General features: G+C 41.6%; 8 protein-coding genes. 2 read left to right on the forward strand and 6 right to left on the reverse strand.

Annotation, left to right across the window (positions count from 1 at the left end; translation table 11 throughout):
• Positions 1 to 366 precede the first annotated feature (366 nt).
• Together L1266_RS00340 and L1266_RS00345 are read left to right on the forward strand one after the other, a co-directional pair.
• Positions 367 to 3,111: a TonB-dependent receptor plug domain-containing protein gene (locus L1266_RS00340; protein ID WP_235376546.1), complete on the forward strand. Its 2,745-nt coding sequence runs from the start codon at positions 367 to 369 to the stop codon at positions 3,109 to 3,111.
• Between the two features lie 108 nt (positions 3,112 to 3,219).
• Positions 3,220 to 4,596: a hypothetical protein gene (locus L1266_RS00345; RefSeq protein WP_235376547.1), complete on the forward strand. Its 1,377-nt coding sequence runs from the start codon at positions 3,220 to 3,222 to the stop codon at positions 4,594 to 4,596.
• Positions 4,597 to 4,666: 70 nt separating this feature from the next.
• Here L1266_RS00345 and L1266_RS00350 read toward each other — a convergent pair whose 3' ends face one another.
• From L1266_RS00350 to L1266_RS00375, 6 genes are all read right to left on the reverse strand, one after another.
• On the reverse strand, positions 4,667 to 4,930 hold the full coding sequence (locus tag L1266_RS00350; protein WP_054553091.1) for a hypothetical protein: 264 nt from the start codon (positions 4,928 to 4,930) through the stop codon (positions 4,667 to 4,669).
• An 11-nt stretch (positions 4,931 to 4,941) separates the two neighbouring features.
• Positions 4,942 to 5,775 carry a peptidoglycan binding protein CsiV gene (locus tag L1266_RS00355; RefSeq protein WP_235376548.1) on the reverse strand — a complete coding sequence of 278 codons (834 nt, stop codon included), beginning with the start codon at positions 5,773 to 5,775 and terminating at the stop codon, positions 4,942 to 4,944.
• Complete coding sequence (gene mfd / locus L1266_RS00360; protein ID WP_235376549.1) at positions 5,775 to 9,248, reverse strand: transcription-repair coupling factor; 3,474 nt, start codon at positions 9,246 to 9,248, stop codon at positions 5,775 to 5,777. The genes L1266_RS00355 and mfd overlap by 1 nt, the downstream gene beginning before the upstream one ends.
• 29 nt (positions 9,249 to 9,277) lie before the next feature.
• Complete coding sequence (locus L1266_RS00365; protein ID WP_235376550.1) at positions 9,278 to 10,171, reverse strand: carbon-nitrogen hydrolase; 894 nt, start codon at positions 10,169 to 10,171, stop codon at positions 9,278 to 9,280.
• Positions 10,164 to 11,222: an agmatine deiminase family protein gene (locus tag L1266_RS00370; RefSeq protein WP_235376551.1), complete on the reverse strand. Its 1,059-nt coding sequence runs from the start codon at positions 11,220 to 11,222 to the stop codon at positions 10,164 to 10,166. Before L1266_RS00370 ends, L1266_RS00365 begins: the two co-directional genes overlap by 8 nt.
• An 84-nt stretch (positions 11,223 to 11,306) precedes the next feature.
• Positions 11,307 to 11,900, reverse strand: a complete 594-nt coding sequence (locus L1266_RS00375; protein WP_058584935.1) for a PilZ domain-containing protein — start codon at positions 11,898 to 11,900, stop codon at positions 11,307 to 11,309.
• Positions 11,901 to 11,991: the final 91 nt, after the last annotated feature.

The following is an 11,991-nucleotide window of genomic DNA, read 5'->3' on the forward strand; positions in this document are numbered from 1 at the left end:
CTTACCAAGCTTTTACGGTTTTTATAACGTTGTGTGATCAACTTGTAAAAATTTCATTTGTAGCATTAATTGGGCTCTGATTACACTTGATTACAAAGTGCGTGCAATTGATTTCAATCGTGTTTTTTTTGCTACTTAATAATGTTATTTTCCTGATATGTAAGTGTTTTTTTCTATTAACATTGATACATCGTGAAACCTTATTACCTAAAGTTGGTACGTCATTTTTGGGTTGTTTTTTATTTAGTCTTTCATTCAGTTTTCGTTCAGTTAACTACGCCTAAGTTGCCCTCCGCTGACTCGTGATTCTAATAATAACGAGCGCTACCTAACTAAAGGTAAATTTCCAACAAGTAGGGTTTTCACATGAAAAAATCAATTCTTGGTTTAGCTGTTGTTTCAGCAATCCCAATGTTCTCAAGCATGCAAGTTTTAGCTGCTGATGATGCAGCAGAGTCTATTGAAAAAATTCAAGTTACGGGTTCTCGCATTAAGCGTTCTGATATGGAAAACGCAAGCCCAGTAACATTAATTGGTGCAGATGACATCAAAGCAATGGGTGCAACAAGCATCGATAGCGTATTACAAAAAATGACCGCAACAGGCGGCGCGATGACTAACCCAGGCGTAAATAATGGTTCTGGTGGTAACGCACGTATTGATTTACGTGGTTTAGGTGCTAGCCGCACATTAGTTTTAGTAAATGGTCGTCGTATGATTGCATCTGGTACAGGTGCGGCATCTACTGTTGACTTAAATACAATTCCTGTTTCTATGATCAAATCTGTTGAGGTACTTAAAGACGGTGCTTCTGCTGTTTACGGTACTGATGCGGTAGCTGGTGTTGTTAACATCATCTTAAAAGACGATTTTGAAGGTCTTGACATGAATGTTAACTCTGCAATCACTGGTGAAGGTGATGCAACAGAGAATTCATTCGACTTCACAGTTGGTTCGTCTTTTGATAAAGGTAACATTGTTATCGGTATGCAATACACCGATCGTGGCAAAGCAAAACAATCTGACCGTGACTTTTCTGATTGCCCAATCTCTGAAGGCGCTAATGGTTTAAACTGTAACGGCGGTTCTGTTTATGCTGAAGGTGGTCACATTTGGCAAGACGGTACAATTGGTGATGTAAATAAAGCGGGTGAGTCTGTAGATGCAGATGGTAATCCAATTACTTCTGGCCTAGCCCACCAAGATAGTGGTTTGAGCGGTCTTGGTGGTTTACACCCATTTACTGATGCTGATCGTTACAACTTTGCACCTGATAGCTACCTTTACACGCCAATGGAGCGCTTAAACTTAACAGGTCTTGCTACTTATGAACTAAGCGACGAGACGCGTTTATTCACTGAGTTCACTTATACTAAGCGTTGGTCTGAGCAACAAATGGCTGCTCAACCAATTTGGTTTGGTTTTACTTATGATGAATCAATGGGTGACTCACTATTAGGTCAAACATATAACAGTAAAGTTGACCGTGATGGCGATGGTATTGCTGACCGTGATGCAGATGGTAACTACATCACTGAAACAGCTAATTACGCGTATGGCGATAAAATTTTCTACGGTCGTCGTATGTCAGACACTGGCGCACGTTATTTTGAGCAATCTGTAGATACTGTTCGTGCTGTAATTGGTGCTGATGGTTTCATCGGTGACTATTCATGGGATGTATCTGCTAACTTTGGTCGTAATGATTCAGTAGATAAATTGAGCAACCTTCACAATATTGGTTCATTAACTGATAGCATTATGTACACGAATGATGAAGGTCAAGTTGTGGGCACATTTAACCCACTAGATCAAAATGCTTGGACTTCTGAAGGTTTCCGTAGAAACGTTTACACTGAAGTAAATAATGGTGGTAGTCAACTATTTATCCTAGCGGCTTCTGTATCAGGTGAGTTATTTGAATTACCAGCAGGTTATGCAGCATTCGCAGCAGGTGTTGAGCGCCGTCAAGAAAAAGCTTGGTACACGCCTGATTCTTTAACTGCTCAAGGCCTAGCTAATGATCCGATGGTTGAGCCAACATCAGGTGGTTTTGATGTAAACGAAGCATATGTTGAATTTGCATTACCACTTCTTGCAGATGCGCCACTTGCACAAAATGTAGAATTAAGCGCTGCTATCCGTGCATTTGATTACAGCACATTTGGTTCAGATGAGACTTGGAAACTTGGTTTAACTTGGAAAGTAAACGATGAGTTAATGCTACGTAGTGTTGTATCAACAGCATTCCGTGCACCAACTGTTTCAGAGCTTTATTCTGGTAACTCACCTTCATTCGAACAAGTTGAGTACCCTGGTGCGCAAGACCAAGCAGAAGTTACTGTAGGTGGTAACTCATCTTTAACACCTGAAGAAGCTGATACTTTAACTGCTGGTATCGTCTATGAGCCTGAGTGGTTTGAAGGCTTCAGCATGACGCTAGATTACTACGATATCGAAATTGAAAATGCGATTGCGACAGTAGATAACCAATACATTGTTGATCAGTGTTTGAAGACAGATGCAAATAATGGTTCTGCGTTATGTAACTCGGCAAATGTATCAATCGATTCAACGGGTCGTATCATTTTCAATAACCAGCTACAAAACATTGGTTCTGAAAAAACATCTGGTATCGATTTAAATCTTTCTTACTCATTTGAAGCTGCTGGCCTTAACTGGAAAGCGGGCTTAGATACAACTTACTTAGACGAGTATGTTGTTCAAGTTACTGGTGAACCTGTTGACTACGCAGGTGTTATTACGTCAGGCTCTGGTGGTTATGCAGATCTTAAATCAAACCTAACAATTAATGTTGCTGGTGATAACTGGGATGCTCAGTACCAAGCTCGTTATATTGCTGGTATGGATAGTTTTGCATGTATCGGTGATGAAGATTCATGTTATGCGCCTACAACACCAACGGTTATTTACCATGATATCAGTGGTTCATACCTTATCAATGACTCAATTACACTTTCTGCAGGTGTTAACAACTTATTTGATAAACAACCACCATATTACACTGGTAACAATGACTCAAACACTGACCCGTACACATATGATGTATTAGGTCGTCGTTTCCACGCTGGTATTAACGTTAAGTTCTAATCTAGTTTGAAATGATTACTAAGGCCCCGTTTTTACTGGGCCTTTTTTATTGTCTGAAAGCCTATCAACGCGTAAACTAAGGGAGCATTATTAAAAAACGAGGTGATATTGCTTAAACAAGACGAAAACTTATCCTTCATTATTGAGCCTGAGCTTAAACCACGCACAGAGCAACGACTCGACCTGTATTTTTCCATTCCGAATGAAATGAGTGTTAACCCACAAACACTGAGCGAAGAATCTTTCTTTAACAACAATTTTAAATCGCATCTTGCGTATAACGCTAACAACATTCACTTACCCTTAGTGAGAAGCCGCTTTGTTAGTAAAAACAAAGGTGAACAACAGGATTATCGACAAAACTTAAACTTATATTGTTATCAAGTTCGACTCGCGCTGAATGCAGATATTAAAGACACCCTAAAACACCAAGAAGCCGATGAGTTTTACCCTGCAGCCATTGAGTTGTGCCAGCAAACCAAAGGCTTGTTGAAAAAGCTAAGACGCTATACCCCAGATGATGAAAAGCTGCTGCCATTTTATAAAAACGCCGATAACTACTTAAGCTGGCATGTAGAGCAGTCATTTTTGAAACTACTGGATGAAGGGCCGCGCAGTAGTGATTTTGCAAAAGAGCGCAGTGATCTATTAGAGTTTTGTAAAGCTGAAAACAGTTACCGTGAAGAGCAAGAATATAATTCGCAATCAACACTTGAAGATGCCAACCGTATCACTAATAAAATGCGCCTGTTACAACGTTTAATTGAGCATGGGGTGGTACTTAATCGCACTACACGGCATTTAAACAGTTATTTAAAGCGCATGGTAAAGGGCACAGTGACCGCAGTGATCATGGCCTTTGTGATGTTGGTTGTGTTAAATGCTCGCTCAAACTTTACCGAAGTAACAGCAACCTTGATTTTGATCTTGGGTGTTATTTATGGTCTTCGTGAAATATTTAAAGAAGACATCACACGGGTGATCTGGCGAGCTATCGTAAGAGGGCGACCAAAATGGCGGTTTCAGTTTAAAAACAGCATAACCAAAGACAAAATTGCCAGCCAATACATTTGGCTTGAATACACCAGTTTTAAACGCCTGCCTAAAGCGGTAAGAAGAATTTTTTCAAAGCGTCGTCATCAAAATAAACAAGCTGCTCAGTGGCTGCATTTTGCAAGCGAAACACAAGTTAACGCGAAAGAGTTTTTACCAGGCTACGATACCTTGCAACAAACCATGCAATTTAGCTTGGCACCGTTTGCTCGCTACTTAAAGCGGGGTGAAGGTAAGCTCTATCATCTTGATAGTAATAAAATCTCTAAGAAAGCCGTAGAGAGGCGTTATCAGTTAAATGTGGTACTAGTATTTACACAAAGCGAAGGTGAAATTTTGTATCAGCGTTACAAGATTACGCTAAATCGCAGCAAAATTGTGAATATTGAGCGCATTTACTCGCAAACTGATATTCTTAAAGATGAAAGATGAAAGATGAAAGATGAAAGATGAAAGATGAAAGATGAAAGATGAAAGGGTGGCCTCGGCCACCCTTTTCGGTTTATTTAGCGTCTAAACCTGTTTTGCTGTAAAGCGACACTTTGTCTGATACTAGGGTAATTTCGATATTTTTATCTTTGTTACCCCAAATACAGTTAGTGTGTAATGTCTTTTCTTCACACTTATCCGCTGAACCTAAGATAGCTTCAACCTCAGTTTTATCCATGCCAATTTTAATTTTTTCGTAGTTCTCTAAATTTACTTTTGAGCAACCCGCTAAAGTAAGTGTTGCAGCCGCTGCTGCAATTGCCATATATTTTTTCATAATTGTATCCATTAATGGTTGTAGCGTCTTATTTGCACGATCATACCCATACGTGGGTGATCAAAATAATGTATCTCGTTACTTATCACACGTTTAAATTGTGAAAAACGTGCTTTTTCGTAATCACCGTTTTCTAGGCGCTGACTAATATCAAAATCTGCGTTTATAAATAGGTAGTGACGAACATAAATTTTCATTAAACCATCAAATTCCCACTTTGGCACATTTTGCAGCTGGTCGGGAATATAGCGCTCAGTAGGGCCCACTAGGCTTATAAAGTCGTTATTTTCATTCTCTACTGGGGTTGAGTGTTTTGCTAAGTGTTCACCGGAAAATAAACGGATACTGGGTGCGTTTCTTTCACTCGTTTCAGGAAAACGCCAGCCAGTGTGCAAAATAGGGGTTAAGCCTTTTCTATCAAGCTGATTTTTTTGCTCAACAAATTGTAATTGTTCTGGCGCCATTAAGTAAATGTCGTCAGTGTCTTCACGGGGCTCAACAACGGGTGTAACAGGCAGTTGATTATAGCTTGCTAAAAAATCAACACTGTCGTCACATACATTAGAGTGAGGGTTGCTATTCACTAAAGAATCGGTAAACGAATTTGAGCGAAAGCGGCTATCACCCTCAATACACGCTTGCTTCGCTTGTGCTGTGTATGCAGGAGATAATAAATCTTTGCTACGCTTAGCCTTGATCTCATCGTGCTTTAAACTGAAATCTTCCTGTAAATAAGGGGCTGGGCGCTGTTTATAAATAAGAACTTCTATTTCGAACCAACGTGCTGCAAATGACGAGCTTGTATAAAAGCAACAAAGCAGTAGTAAACTATTTCTAAACAACATTAATGGCTAACCTTTTTTTCGAAATCTGCAATCATTGCAGTGACCATTTTTAAGCGTTCGCGAGCGTTGGCTTCGCTAATTGCAAAGCGCAGTTTGTTTGCGCCATCCATTTTATACACCTGCGGTGCACTTTGTATCAAACCTATAATGAAGCTAGGGTTAACCTTTGTATGCTGGCTAAACTCAAAATAACCGCCTTTCGGGTTTGCTTCAATTTTCTTAATGCCGATATTACTTGCTTGCAGTTTTAATTGCTGCAAGCTGAATAAGTTTTTCGTGGCGTCAGGTAGTAGACCAAAACGGTCAATCAGCTCTACCTGTAACTCGTCCATATCATTGAGGTTAGCACAGCTTGCAATGCGTTTATAGATTCCTAAACGTACGTTTACATCATGAATATAATCATCAGGTAATAACGCTGGCAGCTTTAAGTCAACCTCAGTTTGTTGACCTAATAAGTTCTCAAGGGTTGGCTCTTTACCTTCTTTGAGGGAGTTAACCGCTTGCTCAAGCATTTCCATATACAAACTAAAACCAATGGTTTGCATTTGACCCGATTGATCATCACCAAGCAGCTCACCAGCACCACGAATTTCTAAGTCATGAGTTGCGAGCGCAAAACCTGCACCCAAGTCTTCCAGTGATTCAATCGCTTCAAGGCGTTTAACCGCATCTTTACTAAGTGACTTTGGGTTACCAGTGAGAAGGTAGGCATACGCTTGGTGATGGCTTCGGCCTACACGACCACGCAACTGATGCAGCTGTGCCAGACCCAGCTTATCGGCTCTATCCATAATTATGGTGTTGGCAGTGGGTACATCGATACCGGTTTCGATGATGGTGGTACACACAATCACGTTATATTTTTGGTGATAAAAATCACTCATAATTTGTTCAAGCTCGCGCTCTCGCATTTGACCATGTGCCGTTGTTACGCTGGCTTCAGGTACCCATTCGCTAATTTCTTCAGCAACTCGGTCTATGGTTTCAACATTATTATGTAAGAAATACACCTGACCACCGCGTTTAATCTCACGCAGAATTGCTTCACGAATAAGTTCAGCATCTCTTTGTCTTACAAAGGTTTTAACCGCTAAACGTTTCGCAGGCGGTGTGGCTATGATTGATAAGTCACGCATACCACTCATCGCCATGTTTAATGTACGTGGGATAGGGGTCGCTGTGAGCGTTAAAATATCGACATCGGCACGTAATGCTTTGATTTTTTCTTTTTGACGCACTCCAAAACGGTGCTCTTCGTCAACAATCAATAAGCCCAAATCTTTAAATTGAATATCTTGTTGAATAAGCTTGTGAGTACCAATCACGATATCTAATTTACCCTCAGCCATTTTATCTAGGGTGTCTTTTTGCTCTTTGGTTGAGTTAAAACGCGATAAAACACCAACCTCAATTGGTAAATCGGCAAAGCGGTCTTTAAAGTTTTCATAATGCTGCTGTGCAAGCAGTGTGGTTGGTACAAGTACCGCAACTTGCTTGTTGTCATTCACTGCCACAAAGGCTGCGCGCATTGCCACTTCGGTTTTACCAAAGCCTACGTCACCACATACTAAACGGTCCATCGCTTGCTTACTTTGCATATCACCGAGCACAGACTCAATGGCGTTGCGTTGATCGTCAGTTTCTTCAAATGGGAAGCTGTCGCTAAATTGACGATAAGCACTGCCATCAAGCTTAAATTTATTGCCAGGCTTTGCTTGGCGTTTAGCGTAAATATCTAATAGCTCAGCTGCCACATCACGCACTTTTTCAGCGGCACGTTTCTTGGCTTTTTCCCACGCATCGGAGCCCAATTTATGGAGCGGGGCAGAGGCTTCTTCACCACCTGAGTAGCGGCTCAGCATATGTAACGCAGAAACGGGCACGTATAGTTTTGCCTCGTTAGCGTAGATGATCGTAACAAACTCAGTGATAACACCGGCAGCATCAATGGTTTCAAGGCCTTGGTAGCGGCCTACACCATGATCAAGGTGCACAATCGGTTGGCCTTCGCGTAGCTCAGCAAGGTTACGAATAAGCGCATCTTGGCTGGCTTCGTATTTATGTTTACGGCGTCGACGCTGCGAAACCTTAATGCCTAGTAATTCTTGCTCTGTGATAATAGTTAAACGCGGTTTACCGTCTAGCACCACACTTTGCTCAAGTGGCGAAACGATTAGGCCAACATCACTCGAACTATTGGTAAAATCGCTAAACGATTCAAATTCTTTAAGCTTTAAACCACTTGGCTTTAATAAAGTGAGTAATGATTCGCGGCGGCCATCCGATTCAACCGAGAGCAGCACGCGACCTTTTTGTTTTTTCTCACTGGCAACATAGTCAATTAAACCTTGGTACGGTTCATGTAACTTATGATCAATACGAACATTTGGCAGCTCTTTACTAGCAAGATTGGTGTGACCCGCTTTGGTGCCTAATTTTGCTTGCGATAAACGAATACGCGCATATTTACCAAATTCACCGAATAGTTCATTAACACTTTGATACAGCTTTACAGGTTCAAGTAAAGGTCTGAGCGGATCAACACGGCGGTTTTCATAGCGTACATTCACATCATGCCAAAACTGATCAGCAGCATGCTCAATATCACCAAAATGCATAAAGGTTGTATTACTTGGTAGGTAATCGAAAATAGTTGCCAATTCATCAAAAAACAGTGGCATGTAATATTCGATACCCGCAGGCCAGGTTCCTTTAGTCACCTGCATATAAATTGAGTCTTGCTCAGAGCTTGCGCCAAATTGTTCACGATAGTTGATACGAAAACGCTCAATGTCAGCGTCGTTAGTTGGGAATTCGTGAGCTGGCAGTAACTCAATTTTGTCGACCTTTTCATCTGAACGTTGGCTTTCAACATCAAATAAGCGAATGCTGTCGAGCTCATCATCAAAAAAGTCTAAACGAAATGGGTGCGGGCTACCCATAGGGTATAAGTCAACGATAGAGCCGCGAATCGCGTATTCACCATGCTCCATCACTTGTTGTACATGTAAATAGCCCGCTTGTTCTAAGTTTTCACGCAGTGTGTGGGTATCTAGGGTATCGCCCACTGTAAAGTTAAGGGTTGAACCATAAATAAACGAAGCAGGGGCAGTACGCAGCATCAAGGTCGACACTGGCACGATTAATACACTTTGTTGTTCTTTTTTTAAGGTATTTAACGTGGCTAAGCGCGCCGAAATAATATCTTGATGGGGCGAAAAATGATCGTAAGGGAGTGTTTCCCAGTCAGGGAAGACCATGACTGGGTTTTCAGGCAACAGAAATTCGAGTTCAGTTTCAAGGCGTAGGGCGCTTGGCGTATCTGGGGTGACAATCACAACCAGCTCGTTGTGTTGTTTTACACCTTCTGCGATGGCGATGCTAAGCCCGCTACCGGTAAGTTGTCCCCATTGAATTTTATCTTTTTCAGATTTTACCCAAGGCAATGCTGCCCATTGCGCAAACGCCATTTACTACTCCTTTAAACTGTTTTTACTGCTTAGTCTCGATAAATCTTGGTTAAGTCCTGATAGTGATCGATACGACGATCACGAAGGTAAGGCCAAATTCGACGTATGTTTTCACTACGTGCTTGGTCTAATTCAACAACTAATATTTGCTCATCGCTGTTGTTCGCTTCGGCTAAGATTTCACCTTGAGGGCCCGCGATAAACGAGTTCCCCCAGAACTGAATACCTTCACTTTGACCGCTTGGATCACTTTCGTGGCCAACACGGTTACAGCTGATCACCGGCACGCCGTTGGCAACTGCATGAGCGCGTTGGGAAATAACCCAAGCGTCTTTTTGACGTGTTTGCTCGTCTTTTTCATCACGCGGGTCCCAACCAATGGCTGTTGGGTAAATTAAAATTTCAGCACCGGCCATTGCCATTAAGCGTGCAGCCTCAGGGAACCATTGATCCCAACACACTAATACACCAAGTTTACCGACAGAGGTTTGAATAGGCTCAAAACCTAAATCACCTGGTGTAAAATAAAACTTCTCGTAAAAGCCTGGGTCATCAGGAATATGCATTTTACGGTATTTACCGGCAATGCTGCCGTCAGTTTCAAGTACCACAGCAGTATTGTGATAAAGTCCTGTAGCGCGCTTTTCGAATAATGATGACACGATCACCACATTAAGTTCTTTGGCAAGTGCACCTAAGGTGTCTGTGCTTGGGCCCGGGATTGTTTCTGCTAAATCAAAAACGTCTACATCTTCGGTTTGGCAAAAATACAAGCTACGGTGTAGCTCTTGAAGAACAATAAGCTTAGCGCCTTGGCTTGCTGCATCACGAATACCAGCAATTGATTTTGCCATATTGTCTTGAGCATTATCGGTGTTTGATTGCTGAACAAGAGCAACCTTTAAATGCGTTGGTTTAGTCATTGTTTGTTCCTGCTAAAAAGCCGCGCGGTAATTGCATTGTAATACAGTGTAAGCTGCCAAATTGGTGAATAATTGGCACACAATTAATACCCACTACAGTGTGATCTGGGTATGCTTTGGCAACCTGACCAAGCGCCAGTTGATCGTTTTCATCACCATAAATTGGTACTAAAACGGTTTTATTGATAATTAAATAATTAGCGTATGTGGCAGGTAATCTGTCACCATCTTCATCGAACACTGCTTTTGGCCAAGGTAAGGCAATCAGCGTGTAGTTTTCACCCTCGGCTGTTTTAAATGATTGCAGTTGCTTTTCCATTGCATCAAGGGCTGCAAAGTGCTCATCATTTTTATCGTCGCACTTAACATAAACAAGGGTGTTGTTTGGGGCAAAACGTACCAGCGTATCAATATGGCCGTCGGTATCATCACCCGCAAGGTAACCGTGATCAACCCAAAGAAACGACGTAGCGCCTAGTTGCTCAACCAGCGTTTGTTCTATATCTGCTTTTGTGAGTTCAGGATTACGATTTGGGTTTAATAAGCACTCGCTAGTTGTGAGTAACACGCCGCGTTCATTGATCTCGACGCCACCGCCTTCAAGAACCAGCTCACTTTGCTGATAGCCATTTTTAGAATTAGCGACTTGCTTTACAAGTACTTGATTAATTTGATTATCAAGATCACTTGCAAACTTATTGCCCCACCCATTAAAAATAAAATCCATTACTTTCAATTCTGTTGCGTCATCAATATTCGCACAGGTCAATGGGCCATGGTCACGTGCCCAAGTATCGTTACACGGTGTCACCACAAAGTGAATGCGTTTAGCATCGACATCTGCATTTGAAAGTAATGCCTCAATATGTGCTTTTAGGGCATTATCATGAGCTACAATCACAACATCTTGCTGTTGGCTTATTGCTTGGCAAAGTGCTACATACACAGGCTCAACAGCGGTTAAATTTGCTGCCCAATCTGTGTCTTGATGAGGCCAAGTAAGCATAACTGCATCTTGCTCAGCCCATTCAGGTAAAAGTCTAAATTTCATGAAGGTATTAAACAAACTAAGGTGGGGCTAGTTTAGCATTTTAGCCATAGATGTCAGCTTTTTGTGCGCGATAAAGCGTGATTTTTAACTGTCTTGCTGATTGTTTTCTTGCTGACGTTTTTTTAGTTGGCGTGTTTGTGCGTGCAGGGCCGCTCTTACGACTAAATCTTGGTCAGCATCGCGAATGGCAGTAAACAATAATGTGTATTGGTATTTATCATCATCACATTTTTCAATGGCCACTAATTCGGTATAGCAATAAATAGCTGATGCTTCGTGTTGTAAGAATAACTTTGTGCGAAATGTTTGCCCTAATTCATACACATCAGCTGAGGTAAGTTTTACACCACCACCGCCATAACTATCGCAATAGTTTGCGTTATCGTCAGGCTGCTCTGAGGCTAAGATGTGACTCATGATTAAATCAATTTTACGAGATTGCGCCTGTAAAAAGGCCGCCAGTTCTTGTGCAACATCACCTAGATTACGAAGTGGCCGCAAACTTGTTTGCTCGAGTTCGTTCACTTCGTTGGCAAGTTTAAACAGGGCAGGGATATCCGCTTCAAGTTCAGCATTGGTTTTTGGCACAGCACTTGGTTCAACCGCATACAAATTGACACGGTTGCTCTCGTTGATTTGAAAATACTGTTCAAATTCGGCTAATTTTTGATTATTCATGCTGTACTCCACACACCTTTCCTTAATACTAGCGTTCGAAGCAGTAAATTGCTAGTAATCAAATAATCAAAAAAAGGGCAAACTCATTGTT

It is taken from the genome of Pseudoalteromonas sp. Cn5-37, assembly GCF_021532495.1.
GTDB lineage: Bacteria > Pseudomonadota > Gammaproteobacteria > Enterobacterales > Alteromonadaceae > Pseudoalteromonas > Pseudoalteromonas simplex.

Bases quoted from the DNA above. Each gene is read 5' to 3' on its own strand.
- L1266_RS00340 (WP_235376546.1), top strand. From the start codon at position 367: ATGAAAAAATCAATTCTTGGTTTAGCTGTTGTTTCAGCAATCCCAATG.
- L1266_RS00350 (WP_054553091.1), bottom strand. From the start codon at position 4,930: ATGAAAAAATATATGGCAATTGCAGCAGCGGCTGCAACACTTACTTTA.
- L1266_RS00355 (WP_235376548.1), bottom strand. From the start codon at position 5,775: ATGTTGTTTAGAAATAGTTTACTACTGCTTTGTTGCTTTTATACAAGC.
- mfd (WP_235376549.1), bottom strand. From the start codon at position 9,248: ATGGCGTTTGCGCAATGGGCAGCATTGCCTTGGGTAAAATCTGAAAAA.
- L1266_RS00365 (WP_235376550.1), bottom strand. From the start codon at position 10,171: ATGACTAAACCAACGCATTTAAAGGTTGCTCTTGTTCAGCAATCAAAC.
- L1266_RS00370 (WP_235376551.1), bottom strand. From the start codon at position 11,222: ATGAAATTTAGACTTTTACCTGAATGGGCTGAGCAAGATGCAGTTATG.
- L1266_RS00375 (WP_058584935.1), bottom strand. From the start codon at position 11,900: ATGAATAATCAAAAATTAGCCGAATTTGAACAGTATTTTCAAATCAAC.